The sequence below is a fragment of the Antarctobacter heliothermus genome (assembly GCF_900188425.1).
Classification (GTDB): domain Bacteria; phylum Pseudomonadota; class Alphaproteobacteria; order Rhodobacterales; family Rhodobacteraceae; genus Antarctobacter; species Antarctobacter heliothermus.
The window spans coordinates 42,055-58,291 of record NZ_FZON01000021.1 but is presented as its reverse complement, the minus strand read 5'-3'; the positions used below and the strand labels follow the sequence as shown (position 1 = coordinate 58,291).

11 protein-coding genes and 1 tRNA gene are annotated in these 16,237 nt (G+C 62.3%); 6 read left to right on the top strand and 6 right to left on the bottom strand.

Annotated features, from left to right (window positions below; all coding sequences use genetic code 11):
- Positions 1–50: 50 nt before the first annotated feature.
- The 6 genes from trpE to fabI all read right to left on the bottom strand — a co-directional run bounded on the left by trpE (position 51) and on the right by fabI (position 7,100).
- Positions 51–1,565, bottom strand: a complete 1,515-nt coding sequence (trpE, locus tag CHB90_RS12450) for an anthranilate synthase component I (RefSeq protein ID WP_089278199.1) — start codon at positions 1,563–1,565, stop codon at positions 51–53.
- 4 nt (positions 1,566–1,569) lie between these two features.
- On the bottom strand, positions 1,570–3,414 hold the full coding sequence (locus tag CHB90_RS12445; RefSeq protein ID WP_089278198.1) for a peptidyl-prolyl cis-trans isomerase: 1,845 nt from the start codon (positions 3,412–3,414) through the stop codon (positions 1,570–1,572).
- Positions 3,415–3,443: 29 nt separating this feature from the next.
- Positions 3,444–4,640, bottom strand: a complete 1,197-nt coding sequence (locus tag CHB90_RS12440) for an aminotransferase (protein ID WP_089278197.1) — start codon at positions 4,638–4,640, stop codon at positions 3,444–3,446.
- 137 nt (positions 4,641–4,777) lie between these two features.
- A complete protein-coding gene (gene gpt, locus CHB90_RS12435; RefSeq protein ID WP_089278196.1) occupies positions 4,778–5,281 on the bottom strand; it encodes a xanthine phosphoribosyltransferase in 504 nt (167 codons plus the stop codon).
- A gap of 286 nt (positions 5,282–5,567) precedes the next feature.
- Positions 5,568–6,170 carry a LysE family translocator gene (locus CHB90_RS12430; protein ID WP_089278195.1) on the bottom strand — a complete coding sequence of 201 codons (603 nt, stop codon included), beginning with the start codon at positions 6,168–6,170 and terminating at the stop codon, positions 5,568–5,570.
- 123 nt (positions 6,171–6,293) lie between these two features.
- Positions 6,294–7,100: an enoyl-ACP reductase FabI gene (gene fabI / locus CHB90_RS12425; protein ID WP_089278194.1), complete on the bottom strand. Its 807-nt coding sequence runs from the start codon at positions 7,098–7,100 to the stop codon at positions 6,294–6,296.
- 145 nt (positions 7,101–7,245) lie between these two features.
- On the opposite strand from fabI, the gene pdxH reads away from it, so the two are divergent.
- From pdxH to CHB90_RS12395, 6 genes are all read left to right on the top strand, one after another.
- Entirely contained in the window at positions 7,246–7,851 is a 606-nt protein-coding gene (pdxH, locus tag CHB90_RS12420; RefSeq protein ID WP_089278193.1) for a pyridoxamine 5'-phosphate oxidase, read from the top strand.
- Positions 7,852–8,011: 160 nt separating this feature from the next.
- Positions 8,012–8,539: a cold-shock protein gene (locus CHB90_RS12415; protein ID WP_245823236.1), complete on the top strand. Its 528-nt coding sequence runs from the start codon at positions 8,012–8,014 to the stop codon at positions 8,537–8,539.
- Complete coding sequence (locus CHB90_RS27470) at positions 8,515–9,336, top strand: DUF192 domain-containing protein (RefSeq protein WP_342744955.1); 822 nt, start codon at positions 8,515–8,517, stop codon at positions 9,334–9,336. Before CHB90_RS12415 ends, CHB90_RS27470 begins: the two co-directional genes overlap by 25 nt.
- Before the next feature lie 54 nt (positions 9,337–9,390).
- Positions 9,391–9,467: transfer RNA gene (locus CHB90_RS12405), tRNA-Pro, on the top strand.
- Between the two features lie 200 nt (positions 9,468–9,667).
- Positions 9,668–11,620 (top strand): DUF4214 domain-containing protein, encoded by a 1,953-nt coding sequence (locus CHB90_RS27330; RefSeq protein ID WP_089278191.1) that lies wholly within the window; start codon positions 9,668–9,670, stop codon positions 11,618–11,620.
- A 582-nt stretch (positions 11,621–12,202) separates the two neighbouring features.
- Positions 12,203–15,865, top strand: coding sequence for a vitamin B12-dependent ribonucleotide reductase (locus CHB90_RS12395; RefSeq protein WP_089278190.1), 3,663 nt, complete (start codon positions 12,203–12,205; stop codon positions 15,863–15,865).
- Positions 15,866–16,237: the final 372 nt, after the last annotated feature.

Sequence of the window (16,237 nt, the reverse complement as noted above, 5' to 3'; positions counted from 1 at the left end):
CGCTATTGGTCAGAACCGGGCAGAAGGCCCACCTTTGTGCCGGAGTGCGCTCAGCCGTTTCCTGCGCCCGTAAACCGCGCCGCATCTGCCGCCGCGCGGCGGATGGCGTTCGATTTGTGCACGGTTTCCTGATACTCGGCCTCGGGGTCGCTGTCATAGACCACGCCGCCACCGGCCTGAATATACAGCTTTTGATCCTTCACCAGCGCGGTGCGCAGGGCGATGCACATGTCCATGTCGCCACCGGCGCTGAAATAGCCGACACCGCCGCCGTAGACGCCGCGCTTTTCCGGCTCCAACTCGTCGATGATCTGCATGGCGCGCACCTTGGGCGCGCCGGACACGGTGCCCGCGGGCAGACCGGCCAAAAGGGCCGACAGCGCGTCCTGATCCTCGGACAGTTCGCCCACCACGTTCGATACAATGTGCATCACATGGCTGTAGCGTTCGATGATGAACTGCTCTGTCGGGCGCACGGTGCCGATCTTGGACACCTTGCCGGTGTCGTTCCGGCCCAGATCCAGCAGCATCAGATGCTCTGCCAGTTCTTTTTTATCCGCCAGCAGATCCAGTTCCAACGCCTTGTCCTCGGCCGGGGTTGCGCCGCGTGGGCGGGTGCCCGCGATGGGCCGGATCGTGACCTCATCGCCAAAGACCCGCACAAGGATCTCGGGGCTGGCGCCAACCACCTGAAAGCCGCCAAAGTTGAAGTAGAACATAAAGGGCGAGGGGTTCGTGCGCCGCAGGCTGCGATACAACGCAAACGGCGGTAACGGAAAATCCTGTGTCCAGCGCTGTGACGGCACCACCTGAAAAATGTCGCCCGCCCGAATGTAGTCCTTGGCCGTCTCGACGGCGGCCAGGTAATCCGCATGGGCAAAGTTGGAAACCGGCTCTCCCAATTCCACGGCGTCACCCAGATCGCGGCTTGCCTGGGGTAGGGCGCGTTCCAGATCGCGCACCGCGTCCATCACCCGCTCCGCCGCCTGCGCATAGGCCGCGCGTGCCGATAGCCCGTCCTGAACCCATGCCGGAGAGACCACAGTCACCTCGCCCTTGACCCCGTCCAGCACCGCTACGACCGAGGGCCGCATGAGCAACGCATCGGGCAGGCCCAGCGGATCCGGATTGACGTCCGGCAGGTGCTCCACCAGTCGGATCATGTCATAGCCCAGATAGCCGAACAGCCCCGCTGCCGCCTGCGGCAAGTCATCGGGCAGGTCGATCCGCGATTCGGCCAGCAAACTTCGCAGCGCGGACAACGGGTCGTCGGTCTGTGTTTCAAAGGCGTCCGGGTCAAACCGCGCCATGCGATTGATGCGGCTGCTGTGCCCGTGACATTGCCAGATCAGATCCGGCTTCATTCCGATGATTGAATAGCGCCCACGCACCTCGCCGCCGGTCACCGATTCCAGCATAAAGGCGTCTCGCGCAGCGCCGGTCAGTTTCAGCATCAGGGACACCGGCGTGTCCAGATCCGCCGCCAGACGGGCATAGACCACCTGGTTGCGGCCTGCCGCATAGGCTTCGGCAAAGCCGTCGAAGGAAGGGATCAGATGTGCCATGGTCTCACTGAAAGTTCGCGTGCACCGCGTTGATGGCGGGCTGGTCCAGCTCGACGCCCGCGCGGGTCTGGATATCGGTCGACAGAGCGCGGAACAGGTCCTGTGCCACGTCCTGCGCCGCTTGATCGCGGAACAACTGGGCCAGTTGCTTTGACTGCTCGCTGTCGGTGTCGACGGCCAGGATTTCATCCATGCGCACCACAACGGCCAGATCGTCCGCCCGCACGGCGCGCACCTCGTTTGGTGCCATGTCGAACACGGCCTCCAGCACCGGACGCGGCAGATCGGCGCCAAAGGCATTGCGTGTCAGCCCGTCTTCGGTCGCAGCCTCAAGACCCGCTCCATCAAAGGTCACGCCTTCGCCCAGTTCACCGGCAAGGGCCTCGGCCCGGGCAAACAGCGCATCCGCCTTTTGCGCGCGCCGCCAATCCGCCTGCACCCGCAGTTCGACCTCTTCATAGGGGAAAGGCTCCGGGTCCAGTATCTCGTCCAGGCGCAGCGCAAACACCCCGCCGTCTCCCAACTGGGCGATCGCCGGATAGTCCGACAGGTCCACCGCATCCGCCGCCTCGCGGAAGGCGGGATAGCCTGCGATGTCCTCATCGTTCTCGCCGATCCAGCCCAAGGTGCCCGCGACCAGATCGGTGGAGGCCGCCAGTTCGTCCAGCGTGACACCTGCTGCCATTTCGTCGTCAAAGCTCTGCATTTGGGTGTCGATCACACGGCGGGCACGGTCCAACGCCAGTTCGCCGCGCAGCGCCGGGATGGCTTCCTCGAATGACGTCAGTTGGGCAGGCAGCACCGCGTTGACCCGGAACAACGCCGGTCCCAACGTGGTGGGCGCAGGGCCAGCCACCTGACCCACATCGGTGTCAAAAACCGCGTCGGCGGCTTTACCCAGATCACCGCGCGTCACATCGCCCATGTCAGTGTCCGACAGGTCCAACCCTCGATCATCGACCAGATCCTCGAACACGGCCTCTCCGGCGACGATGCGCGCCAGCGCGGCTTCTGCCGCCGCCTGATCGTTGAACACCAGGCGTTCGACCAGGCGGCGCTCCGGCAGATCGAACTCTTCGATGCGTTCGTCATAGGCGGCGCGCAGGCTGTCCTCATCGACCTCGACACTGTCCACGATCATTTCAGGCGTCAGCCAGACATAGGTCAGGCGCTTGGTCTCGGGGCGGGTGAACAGGGCGATGTTCTCTTCGTAATGCGCGCGCAGTTCGTCCTCGGTGGGGGCGGGCAGAACCTCCAGTTCGCTCTCATCCACTTCGGCCCAGGTAAAGGCGCGACGCTCTCCGGTATAGCCGATCAGCGTGTTGACATAGGTGTCGGGCAGGCGCACCCCGGCCAGAACCGCCCCCTGCAACAGCGTGCTGGCGCTTTCGTCGCGCAGCTTTTCCTCAAACGCGCGCTCATTCAACCCGGCGTTTTCCAGCGTCAGCTTGTAGGCGTCACGGTTGAAACTGCCATCGACGCCCTGAAAGGCACCGATATTGCGCAGGTCTTCGGCCAAACGCGCATCCCCAACGGAAATGCCCAATACAGCAGCCTCGTTCTCCAGCGCGGCGGTCACCACCATCTGGCTCAGCACCTGCTGGGTCAGGCCCATCGACTGTGCTTGCTGAAAACTCAGCGCCTGTCCGGTCCGCTGCTGGACATTGCGCATCTCGCTCTGCAGGGCACGGAAGTAATCCGAGGTCGAAATCTCGGCCTCACCGACCTTGCCGATAGAGCGAACAGTGCCGGAAAAGCTGGTGGCACCAAAGCCGCCCAACCCCAACAAAAGCAGACCCAGCAGGCCCCAGACGAAGTACTTTCCGATACCGGATTTTTTCGCAGCCATGCCGCCCTCCCGCGCAGTTCCGCCCCTGTCTATTCCGCGCCTTGCGAGGCTGCAAGGGGGCCTTCGACCTGTGACAGCCGTCGGGCGAATTCTGCGATGCCGGCGCGGTCGGAATTGGCAAAGGCCACCCGAAACTGCCGGTCGCCGCTGCGGTCGCCCTCGGGGGTGAACATCGTGGCGGGCAGGATCAACACACCCGCGTCGCGCACCAATCGCGGCGCGAGCTGGGCCGAGCCTTCGGCAAAGGGGTGTTCGATATAGGCAAAATAGGCGCCACAGCCCAACAGCGCCCAGCCTTTTGCTGCTAGCGGAGCAAAATGCTGTTCGACGGCGGCGCGCCGATCCAGGATCTCGTCGCGCTGCTCGGCCGTCCACTGCGCCAGATGTTCCAATCCCCATTGCGCCGCGCGTTGCCCCAGAGAGGGCGCGCAGATCGCCACGGTGTCCTGAAACTTCTCGATCTGATGCAACAAGGGGGCCGCTCCGATAATGGCACCGACACGATGCCCGGTCAGCCGGTAGACCTTGGAAAAGCTGTAAAGCTGAATCAGCGTCTCGTCCCAGCCGTCGCGCGTCAGCAACCCGTGCGGTGCCCCGCTGCGCGAGTCGAAATCGCGGTAAGTCTCATCCACGATCAACCGGATGCCTGCGTCCCGACACACCTCAAAAAAGCCGTCCAACACCTCGGCTGGATACTCCACTCCGCAGGGGTTGTTCGGCGTCACCATGGCAATGGCCCGCGTGCGCGGTGTGATCAGGGCGCGCGCCGCCTGCGGATCGGGCAGCAGATCCGGCCCGCAAGGCAGTGGAACGGCCTTCACTCCGCTCATGTCCAGCCACATCTTGTGATTGAAATACCACGGCACCGGCAGGATCACCTCGTCGCCTTCACCGCAAGTCGCGGCAATCATGGCGGCAAAGGCCTGATTGCACCCGGCGGTGATGGCCACCTGCGCTGGATCAACCGAGCCACCATAGTGCCCGGACCACTCTGCGGCCAGCGCCGCGCGCAACCCCGGCAACCCCAGTACCGGACCGTAAGAGTGACTGGACGGTTCCTCCATCATCTGCGCCATCGCGGCGCGCATGGCGGGCGGTGGCGGGTCGGCCGGGGCGGCCTGACTGAGGTTGATCAAGGGCCGGTCCTTGGGAAACGTGACCCCGCGCAACCAGCGCTGTGCCTCCGGGATCGGTGGAAAAAAGGTGGCGTCCGTGCGCGAGACCATTGTATCACCTCCGTCTGGCGATTTCTTCTGTCCAGAAATGTCCCGGGAGCGCGAGGGCAGAGCCCTCGCCTGGGGGTTTGGGGGCTATGCCCCCAAGAGTGAGAGTGCGCCGTCAGGCGCGCCTTTGGATCACGTCCTCAGTCGTCGCCGCGATAGGGTTTGACGTATTGCAGCGCCATGTCCCAAGGGAAAAAGATCCAGGTGTCCTGGCTCACTTCGGTGACAAAGGTGTCCACCTGCGGGCGACCCTGGGGCTTGGCGTAGACTGTCGCCACATGTGCGTTCGGCATATGGGCGCGCACCACTTCCAGTGTGCGGCCGGTGTCGACCAGATCGTCCACCACCAGCACTCCGGTACCGTCGCCGATGTATTCCATGTTCGGCGATTTGATCACCTTGGGCGCGCTTTGGGCCTGATGGTTGTAGCTCTTCACGCTGATCGTATCGACGATGCGGATGTCCAGTTCGCGCGCGACAATCATTGCCGGTGCCATGCCGCCGCGCGTGATTGCCACCACGGCCCGCCAGGCGCCGTCATCGGGGCCGCGTCCCTGTAGTCGCCACGCGAGGGCGCGTGCGTCCCGGTGCAGCTGGTCCCAACTGACGTGAAAGCCTTTTTCGTGCGGCAGGCGGTCGGTCATGGCGCTCTGTCTCCAATGGTGAGGGTGCGCAAGGGCATAGCAAGCCAGCGAGGGCGAGGGAAGTCGCAACACACCCGTTCTGTGGTGACAGGTCAGGGAGGTGAAAAGAAAGCCCTGCGTCCGGGCGGGGCTGCGGGCGCGGTGCAGTCGGCGCGCATGACGTTGTGGTTCAGCACACAGACATGTCTGACAGAGTGAAAACCGGCAAGGCAGGCTGCGATGAATGCGCCTGCCAGGCAGAAAAAGTGTCTGCCACCAACCGCACCGGTCGATTGGTGGCACGGCCTCAACGTCCGAACAGCAGCCGCAAACCTAGCGCGCCCAGAACCAGTGCCGCAATCCGGTCGATCCCCGGCTTGGCCCGCAGATACCCGGTGCGTGCTGGCGGTGTCGACAGTAGTGCGGCAAAGGCGGTGTAGACGCAGATCTCGACGGTGAAATGGTTCAGCACGATCACCGCCTTGTCCGCCAGGGTCAGGCCTGCCGGAAAGATCACCACCAGCACCGAGGCCGCAAAAAGCACCGATTTGGGGTTCAACAAGCTGACCAGCATCCCGCCCAGAAAGGCGCGCGCTCCGGGATTTGCGCTGTCAGAGACCGGGTTTTTCGCGTCCCGCCACAGGTGCCATGCGATCCACAGCAGGTATAGCGCCCCCGCCAGTTTCATCGCGCCATAGGCAAAAGGAAACAGGGTAAACAGTGCCTCCAGCCCCAACAGGGCCGCGCCGGTCCAGCCCGCCGCCACCAGGCCCAGTCCGGCGCCAGTCGCCACGCCGACCCGGATCCCGCCGGCAATGGACTGCCGCAGAGCGTACAGCAGCGCGGGCCCCGGGGCGGCCATGGCCGCCAGCAAGGTCAGGTTGAAGGCCAGCAGGTGGGTCCAGTCCATGACTCGCTCCGGAACGCTTTGATCACAGCAGGCCAGAGGCCGCGCAGCCTGTCAAACGGTTAGGTTCCCGGCGCGGGGGCCGGGGCGTGTCATGCGCTGCCGCTGGGGCGGGTCGCCGGACGCTCAGCCCTTGGAGATGTCCGGCGCGTCCACCGCCTTCATGCCGACGACATGATAACCCGCGTCCACATGGTGCGTCTCGCCGGTGACGCCGCTGCCCAGATCTGACAGCAGGTACAGTGCCGATTTGCCAACATCCTGAATGGTCACGTTGCGGCGCAGCGGAGAGTTGTATTCATTCCACTTCATGATGTAGCGGAAATCGCCGATGCCGCTGGCGGCCAGCGTCTTGATCGGGCCGGCGCTGATCGCGTTGACGCGGATGCCGTCCTTGCCCAGATCCTCTGCCAGATAGCGGACCGAAGCCTCCAGCGCCGCCTTGGCCACACCCATCACATTATAGTGCGGCATGATACGTTCAGCGCCATAGTAGGTCAGGGTCACAGCACTGCCCCCGTTTTTCATCATCTTTTCGGCGCGCTGCATCACGCTGGTAAAGCTGTAAACAGAGATATCCATCGTCATGGTAAAGTTGGATTTCGACGTGTCCACATAGCGCCCGCGCAGCTCATTCTTGTCGGAAAAACCGATGGCGTGGACGACAAAATCCAGCGTGTCCCAGCGTTCCTTCAGTCCGGCAAAAAGCGCGTCTATCGACGCTTCGTCACCGACATCGCAGGGCAGCACAAAATCCGATCCCAGTTGCCCGGCCAGCGGATCGACGCGCTTTTTCAGCGCCTCACCCTGATAGGAAAACGCCAGATCCGCCCCGGAGTCGGCGCAGGCCTTGGCGATGCCCCAGGCGATTGACTTGTCATTGGCCAATCCCATGATCAGGCCGCGTTTTCCCGCCATCAACTGGTTTGACATTGTCGCCCTTTCAGCCAGATCTTTGATAAAGCGACCTTTAGGGTATCGCATGGGGACCATCAAGCCTGCCGTTGGCGCAAAACCTGCCTTGCATCCCGGGCGACACAGGCGCCAAGTCGCGGCAACGGCCAGAAGGAGAGACACGATGAGCGACCGTAGCGGGATTTTTGCCGGGGACGATCCGTTTGTCATCGCCCAAAGCTGGCTGACCGAAGCCGAAGGCACCGAGGTAAACGACCCCAATTCCATTGCCCTTTCGACGGTCGACGCCGACGGGCTGCCCAACGCGCGCATGGTGCTGCTGAAAGAAATCGAAAGCGCGGCTTTTGTTTTTTATACCAATTACGAAAGCCGCAAGGCGCAGGAAATTGACCAGGCGGGCAAGGCGGCCTTTGTGATGCACTGGAAATCCCTGCGCCGACAGATTCGCGTGCGCGGACTGGTGGAAAAAGAGGACGGCCCCCAGGCCGATGCCTACTATGCCTCACGCTCCCTCAAGAGCCGGTTGGGGGCCTGGGCCAGTCATCAAAGCCAGCCACTGTCCAGTCGCGCGGCGTTGATGGCTGAGGTCGCACGGATCACCGCGCGCCAGGGCACAAATCCGCCGCGACCGCCGTTCTGGGGAGGATATCGGATCAGTCCGCTGGAGATTGAATTCTGGGCAGACGGAGCATTTCGACTGCACGACAGGTTCCGCTGGTCTCGAAAGGATATGTCAGACAGTTGGAACATTGCCCGCCTGAATCCGTGATCCTGTTGAAGAAACATGCGTTTTCACGACAAGCCATTGGATCTCAATTGGTCTGGATGGCGACTCTGACACAAAAATGCCAATTGACCTGTCTTGCCTTGAAGGTCGGCTTTGCTCCAAGACTCGGGGTGGGGATAAGTTGGTACAGTTGGAAACGGCGTTGACACACGAGGAAATAGACCAGACCGCGGTTGCGGGACGGGTAAAATGGTTCGATCCGGTCAAGGGTTTCGGCTTTGTCGTATCGGACAGTGGCGGACCGGACATCCTGTTGCATGCGAATGTCCTGCGTAACTTTGGGCAAAGCTCGGTTGCGGACGGGGCCGTCATAGAAATCACGGTCCAGCGCACCGATCGAGGCGTTCAGGCAACGCAGGTTTTGAAGGTCGAACCACCCGAACTCCCCGAAAATGCGCCATTGGCGGATTTCGAGCAGATTGACCCCGAAGTGATGGCACAAGCCGTGCTGGAACCGGCGCGGGTCAAATGGTTCGACAAGGCAAAAGGTTTCGGGTTTGCAAATGTGTTCGGAAAACCCGAAGATGTGTTCATTCATATCGAGGTCCTGCGCCGCTCGGGCCTCGCGGAGTTGCAACCGGGCGAAGCCCTTGCCATCCGCGTGGTCGAAGGCAAGCGGGGACATATGGCGATGGAAGTGACTGCATGGGAAAGCGCCTTGTCGCGTTGAGTTTTGTGGCTGCGCTGGTGGCGTGGCCGGTGTTGGGGCAGGGCGATGGCTCTGTGATTCTGGAACAGGAAGCTGTGCCGCCGCCGATGCCATCGGCACCGGCGGCAGAGCCTGTCGAGCCTCTGGATTCAGCGGATCCGGTGGGGCCGGTGGGGCCGGTGGCAGAGACCCCGGATGCTGACGCACCCGAGGACGGTGTGCCGGTGGCGCGGGCGCCAAGCGATCCTGAGCCGCCTGCCGAAGAGGTGCCAACAGATGCGCCGGTCGATCCGCCAGTCGCAACCGCGCCGGATGAGGTGCCGCCGGTACTGGAACCGATCCTGCCCATCGGGGACGAGCCGATCGCAGATGCCGGTGTCGATCCCGCCGCCAAACCCGATCCCGACAACCGGATCGGTGCGTGCCGCAGTGACACGCTGTATGTGCGTGGTGACTTCGGCAAGGCCCGCTTTGCCGTTGATGTGGCCAAGACCGCCGAGGACCGCGCGCAGGGCTTGATGAACGTCGATTTCATGCCCACCAGCAAGGGTATGCTCTTTGTCTACCCGGCGCCGCAGCCTGTCGCCTTCTGGATGAAGAACACGCTGATCCCGCTCGACATGATCTTTGCCGACAGTCACGGCGTGGTGGTCAAGGTGCATCACAGCGCGACCCCGGGTGACCTGACATCCATCCCCGGAGGCGACCAGGTCCAGTTTGTTCTGGAGATCAATGGCGGTCTGGCCAAGATGTTGCGTATCGAAGAGGGGTCGCAAATCCGGCACCCGGCTGTGCGTCGCGCGGCCTGGCCCTGCTGAGGCACAAAGAGGGCTTTTCAAACTGCTTTTGTGCGGATAAACCGCACGAGTCGTCGGGGCGTGGCGCAGCTTGGTAGCGCGTCTGTTTTGGGTACAGAAGGTCGTGAGTTCGAATCTCGCCGCCCCGACCACCATCAATCTCTCAAAAATCGCGCCCAATGGGGCATCCGATGGGGCCTCCCGCAGGGACGATGGAACGCGGTTGCGCGTCACGTCGCTGCCAAAGGTGCTTCGCTGCGTCGATGGCACCTGTTTTTCTGAGAAAATCTGAAACTTTCGAAAACTCCTCGCGTGTCTCTGATCACAAGAAACGCGTTAGGAGGATATTTTCATGGCCCATCTGGCCTCTAACTACTCGTCATTCGAAACCTTCGTGCAACAGGCTGATTCCTTTTGGACGGTCGATCTGGGGGCGCTCAACAGTTCGGGCGTCGAAGGCACTGCCGTGCTGGCGATGGTCACCGATGACGACGGATCGACCTATCTGAACATCGCGATTTCCGCAACGGGTCTGACTCCGTCGCAAACGCATGCCCAGCATATTCACGGGCTGTTTGATGCCAACGGCGTGCCGATCGATTCCGTCGCACCGACCATTGCCGACGATGCGGACCGGGATGGTATGGTCGAGGTGCTCGAAGGTGTTGGCCAATACGGCGACGTGCTGCTGCCGCTGAGTTCGGGTGGCATGATGCCGATGGCCGATGCCACAGGCCGCGTGTCGTTCATCCAGAGTTACGATCTGGGCGACGACAGCAACTTTTTCAGCCCGGTCACCATGACGGACTACACCGCCGCCGACATCATGCCGCTTGTCCTGCGTGAGATCGTCTTGCACGGGGTCGAGATTCCGGATGGGATCGGCATGGGCACCGGAGGTGAGGTCTCGGGTGGTGCCAACGGCTATATCGGCATCCTGCCCGCCGCCGCGGGCGATATCGAAGTGGCCACGAAAGAAGAGGCGCTGGCCATTCTGGCCGAACACCGTGAAACAGCCAGTGACGACGTGGTACTGACGCCCGCCGCCGACATGTTCGACGCGGGCCCGGGCGATGACATGGTCGACGGTCTTGGTGGCGATGACACGATCACGGGCGGTGCGGACAATGACACGCTGCTGGGCGGCACCGGGGCCGACATCCTCGAAGGCAACGGCGGAGACGACGCGATTGACGCCGGCCAGATGGACATGAACGTGGCCAATGCCGCAGATGCGGGCGCGTCGGGTGGGCTGACGCTGGCACAGTATGACAGCGGCATCGCGGGCGGCGCGGGCAATGACATGATCATGGGCGGCGCAGGGGATGAGATCCTGACCGGTGACGATGACAGCCGCACCGCAGCGGTGACCGGATCGGTCTTTGACGCGATGGCCGACGGGATGGATACGATCCACGGCGGCGGCGGCAACGATGAGATCCATACCGGCTCTTGGTCCGACGGCGATCAGGGCCTGCCCAACGCCCAGACCGGCATGATGGCGGACGTGGCCTTTGGCGACGGCGGCGATGACATCCTGCGTGGGGCCGGGGGCAATGACATCCTGTTCGGCAACATGGGGTCCGACAACATCGGCGGCGGCGGCGGCGATGACATGATCTACGGCGACGGGGCCTTTACCGGCGACATCACCGGAATCACTGGCCAGCTTTACCGGCTGTACTTGTCCAGTTTCGACCGCGATCCCGATGCGCCGGGCTTTGAATCCTGGGCCACCGGCCTGGGCGGCGGGGATTTCAACCTGAACCGCGTGGCCACCGGTTTCTCCAATTCGCCGGAATTTCAGGCGCTCTATGGGGGCGGCTCGAACGAGGACTTTGTCCGCGCGATGTATCAGAACACGCTGGACCGCGGTGCGGATCCGGGTGGTCTGGCCCATTGGACCGGCAAGCTGGATGGCGGTGCTAGCCGCGCCGACGTGCTGCTGGGATTCTCCGAAAGCGCCGAGCTGAAGGCGTTGAGCGCGTCGGACATGGTCGATTGGGTCGATGGTCAGGGCACCAATGACGTGCTGACGGGCAATGGCGGTGCCAACACCCTGTCGGGCGGCTATCTGTCGGATACCTTCGTGTTTGGCACGGATGATGGCAGCAGCCACACCGTGACGGATCTGGAAACGTGGGACATGCTGGATTTCACCGCTTTCGGCTATGCCGATGCCGATGCGGCCATCGCCCAGATGACGCAGCAGGGCGCCGATGTGGTCTTTGCCGATCAGAATGTCATGGTGACACTGGAAGACACGCAACTGGGCCAGGTGTCCGGGGACATGGTGCTGGTCTGACCTGACGCGAAACGCCTTTCCGACCGCCCGGGCCCCATGGTCCGGGCGGTTGTGTTTCAAACTGCGGGCGGAGAATCGGTTCACACCAGATATGGTGGGGCGTCCGCGCGATGGCCCGATTTGCAGGGTTGAACGTGATCCGACTGCAACATCCCTGACACCTCAAATGGTTAACACTTATTAACCGCCTGACGCCGCGTACCTGAAGTTATCCACAAGGAGATGTGCGTAAGACACCGTCTCTCCTTAAATTTCCGGGACTTGCCGCGAGGCGGAAAATGTTAACATTCCCGGCCTGAATCAGGGCCACATACTGCCCCTAGTGGCCTGCCGTCTGGTCAACACCAAATATATGTAGATATCGTGAAAAACCCGTTGACGACTCGACCCTCCAAACGGCATCTTGTGCGGGCCGGTCGGGACAGCCACTAGATATAGTGGTCACCGGCAAGGGACAGACTAGCACAGCAGACACTCTACAGGGACGTTGGTCCTGATCCGCGTGGCAACCGCGGTGGAGGTGCGTCTTTCCCTTGCCAACCCACCGGCACGAAAAAACGGGACAACTCTGGGGCAGTAGCGATGAAGATCGAAAGAAGGTTCACCAAGGCAGGTCAGGACGCATACGCGGAGATCGACTTTGTCACCACCAAGTCGGAAATCCGTAATCCGGACGGGACCACGGTCTTTGCCCTTGATGCGCTTGAGGTGCCCGCAGGCTGGAGCCAGGTGGCCAGCGATGTGATCGCCCAGAAATATTTCCGCAAGGCGGGTGTCCCGGTCGCGCTCAAACGCGTCCCCGAAGACGGCGTGCCAGAGTTCCTGTGGCGCTCGGTTCCTGAAACCAAGGAAACGCCCCGCACGGGTGAGACGAGCGCGCGTCAGGTGTTTGACCGTCTGGCCGGTGCATGGACCTATTGGGGCTGGAAAGGCGGCTATTTCACCACCGAGGAAGACGCCCAGGCCTATTTCGACGAAATGCGCGTCATGCTGGCGACGCAATCCGCTGCACCGAACAGCCCGCAGTGGTTCAACACCGGCCTGCACTGGGCCTATGGCATCGACGGCCCCGGTCAGGGCCACTATTACGTCGATTTCAAAACCGGCAAGCTGACGAAATCCAAATCCGCCTATGAGCACCCGCAGCCGCACGCCTGCTTTATCCAGTCGGTCCGGGATGATCTGGTTGGCGATGGCGGCATCATGGACCTGTGGGTGCGTGAGGCACGTCTGTTCAAATACGGCTCCGGCACCGGCACCAACTTTTCCTCGCTGCGCGCCGCCAATGAACCGCTGTCAGGTGGCGGCAAGTCGTCCGGCCTGATGGGCTTTCTCAAGATCGGTGACCGCGCCGCAGGGGCGATCAAGTCCGGCGGCACCACGCGCCGCGCCGCCAAGATGGTGATCTGCGATGCCGACCACCCGGACATCGAAGAATTCATCAACTGGAAGGTCAAGGAAGAGCAAAAGGTCGCCAGCATCGTGGCCGGGTCCAAGATGCACGAGAAAATGCTGAACGGCATCTTCGAGGCGATCCGCACTTGGGACGGCACCGAAGAAGGTGCCTATGACCCCAAGGAAAACGACGGGCTGAAAAAGGCGATCCGCGCCGCCAAGCAGGCGATGATCCCGGAAACCTACATCAAGCGCGTGCTGGACTACGCCAAGCAAGGCTATGCCAGCATCGAATTCCCGACCTATGACACCGACTGGGACTCCGAGGCCTACGCCAGCGTGTCGGGCCAGAACTCGAACAACTCGATCCGCGTCACCGATGCCTTTCTCAAGGCGGTCCGCGAGGACAAACCGTGGGAGCTGATCCGTCGCACTGACGGCGCTGTCGCCAAGACCATCAAGGCGCGCGATCTGTGGGAACAGGTGGGCCACGCGGCCTGGGCCTGTGCCGATCCCGGCATCCAGTTCCACGATACGGTCAATGCCTGGCACACCTGCCCGGCGGACGGTGAGATCCGTGGATCGAACCCCTGCTCGGAATACATGTTCCTGGACGACACCGCCTGCAACCTGGCGTCGATGAACCTGCTGACCTTCCTGCACGACGGCAAGTTCGACGCCGAGGGCTATATCCACGCCACGCGGCTCTGGACGCTGACGCTGGAAATCTCCGTCACCATGGCACAGTTCCCGTCCAAGGAAATCGCGCAGCGCAGCTATGACTTCCGCACGCTGGGCCTTGGCTATGCCAACATCGGTGGGCTGCTGATGAACATGGGCTTTGGCTACGACAGCGACGAAGGCCGCGCGCTCTGCGGTGCGCTGAGCGCGATCATGACCGGCACATCCTACGCAACCAGCGCCGAGATCGCCGGTGAGCTGGGCGCGTTCCCGGGCTACGTCAAGAACCGGGATCACATGCTGCGGGTCATCCGCAACCACCGCAACGCCGCCTATGGCGCGACCGAAGGGTACGATGACCTGGCCGTCAAGCCGGTGCCGCTGGATCTGGTGAACTGCCCGGACGAAACGCTGGTGCAACTGTCGATGTCCGCATGGGACGAGGCGCTGAGCCTGGGTGAAAAGAATGGCTACCGCAACGCACAGGTGTCCGTCATTGCCCCCACCGGCACCATCGGTCTGGTCATGGACTGCGACACCACCGGGATCGAGCCCGACTTTGCGCTGGTCAAGTTCAAGAAGCTGGCTGGTGGCGGCTACTTCAAGATCATCAACCAGTCGGTGCCCGGCGCGCTGGAGCATCTTGGCTACAGCTCCAGCCAGATCGAAGAGATTATCTCTTATGCCGTCGGTCACCAGACACTGGGCAATGCGCCCGGCATCAACCACACCGCGCTGATCGGTCATGGCTTTGGCCCTGCGCAGATCGAAAAGATCGAAACCGCGCTGCCGTCGGCCTTTGACATCCGCTTCGTGTTCAACCAGTGGACGCTGGGCGAGGACTTCTGCCGCGACGTTCTGGGCATACCGACGGACAAGCTGACCGATCCCAGCTTTGACCTGCTGCGCCATCTTGGGTTCTCCAAGGGCGACATCGAGGCCGCCAATGACCACGTCTGCGGCACCATGACCCTCGAAGGAGCGCCGTTCCTGAAAGACGAAGACCTCAAGGTCTTTGATTGCGCCAACCCCTGCGGCAAGAAAGGCAAGCGCTATCTCAGCGTCGAAAGCCACATCCACATGATGGCGGCGGCCCAGTCGTTCATCTCTGGCGCGATCTCCAAGACGATCAACATGGCCAACGATGCCACGATCGAGGATTGCCAGAAGGCCTATGAACTGTCGTGGTCGCTGGGGGTAAAGGCAAACGCGCTGTATCGTGACGGATCGAAACTGTCGCAACCGCTGGCCGCAGCCCTGGTCGAAGACGACGATGAGGCGGCAGAGATCCTGGAAAGCGGCAACCATACCGAAAAGGCCCAGGTTCTTGCCGAAAAGATCGTTGAAAAGGTCGTCATCAAAGAGATCGTGAAATCTCAGCGCTCCAAGATGCCGGAACGCCGCAAGGGCTATACCCAAAAGGCCATCGTTGGTGGGCACAAGGTCTATCTGCGCACGGGTGAATACCAGGACGGCAATCTGGGCGAGATCTTTATCGACATGCACAAGGAAGGCGCTGGCTTCCGTGCGATGATGAACAACTTTGCCATCGCCGTGTCGGTTGGTCTGCAATACGGCGTGCCGCTGGAAGAGTTTGTCGATGCCTTTACCTTCACCAAGTTCGAACCGGCGGGCATGGTGCAGGGCAACGACAGCATCAAGAATGCGACCTCGATCCTTGACTATATTTTCCGCGAACTGGCGGTCAGCTACCTGGACCGCACCGATCTGGCGCATGTCAAACCCGAAGGCGCGTCCTTTGACGACATCGGCCGCGGTGAAGAAGAGGGGGTTTCCAACCTCAAGGAGCTGTCGGAAAGCGCCGCGACCCGGTCACTGGAAGTGCTGAAGCAGATCAGCTCGACCGGCTACCTGCGCAAGCGGATGCCACAAGAACTGGTGGTGCTGCAAGGCGGTCAGGCGACTGTCGCGCTGGAGGCCGGAACCGACGCCGAGCAGGTGCTGCGCACTCTGGTGCCCGCCACCGCCGCTGGCCCCAAGACCAGTGTTTCATCAACCTCGACCATTGCGATCAGCACCGCCGTGACCCGCGCCAAGATGCAGGGCTACGAGGGTGAGGCCTGCAACGAGTGCGGCAACTACACGCTGGTGCGCAACGGCACCTGCATGAAGTGCAACACCTGCGGCGGCACCTCGGGCTGTAGCTGAGATTGCGGGGCAGGGCGCACGCGTCCTGTCCCCTGAGACACCCCTTGGGGGGTGATGCGGGGCCCGTTGCCAGGGGTCCGCGTGGTTAGGGTGGCATATGGGAGTCCCGTCCCGCCATCCGGTCCAGGGGTCGGTGCGCCGACCCCAGACGCGGGCAAGGCCGCAGGCAGAACAAAAACCTCGGGCGGTGAACAGAAAGAGCCTTGTCAGCGAACCTCAGAGCGTCCCTCCCCGGGGCGCTCTTTTTTCATGCGTCTGGCCGACTCGGTTTCTGTCAAGTCGGCGGGGTTTTTGCGTGTCCCGACTCGCGGAGAAGTTCCTGTGATCGTCATTCGCTCAGTGGTTCGGCGGTGGCGCGCCAAAGCGTGGATG

Bases quoted from the DNA above. Each gene is read 5' to 3' on its own strand.
- CHB90_RS12445 (WP_089278198.1), bottom strand. From the start codon at position 3,414: ATGGCTGCGAAAAAATCCGGTATCGGAAAGTACTTCGTCTGGGGCCTG.
- CHB90_RS12430 (WP_089278195.1), bottom strand. From the start codon at position 6,170: ATGGACTGGACCCACCTGCTGGCCTTCAACCTGACCTTGCTGGCGGCC.
- fabI (WP_089278194.1), bottom strand. From the start codon at position 7,100: ATGTCAAACCAGTTGATGGCGGGAAAACGCGGCCTGATCATGGGATTG.
- pdxH (WP_089278193.1), top strand. From the start codon at position 7,246: ATGAGCGACCGTAGCGGGATTTTTGCCGGGGACGATCCGTTTGTCATC.
- CHB90_RS27470 (WP_342744955.1), top strand. From the start codon at position 8,515: ATGGGAAAGCGCCTTGTCGCGTTGAGTTTTGTGGCTGCGCTGGTGGCG.
- gpt (WP_089278196.1), bottom strand. From the start codon at position 5,281: ATGACCGACCGCCTGCCGCACGAAAAAGGCTTTCACGTCAGTTGGGAC.
- CHB90_RS27330 (WP_089278191.1), top strand. From the start codon at position 9,668: ATGGCCCATCTGGCCTCTAACTACTCGTCATTCGAAACCTTCGTGCAA.
- trpE (WP_089278199.1), bottom strand. From the start codon at position 1,565: ATGGCACATCTGATCCCTTCCTTCGACGGCTTTGCCGAAGCCTATGCG.
- CHB90_RS12395 (WP_089278190.1), top strand. From the start codon at position 12,203: ATGAAGATCGAAAGAAGGTTCACCAAGGCAGGTCAGGACGCATACGCG.
- CHB90_RS12440 (WP_089278197.1), bottom strand. From the start codon at position 4,640: ATGGTCTCGCGCACGGACGCCACCTTTTTTCCACCGATCCCGGAGGCA.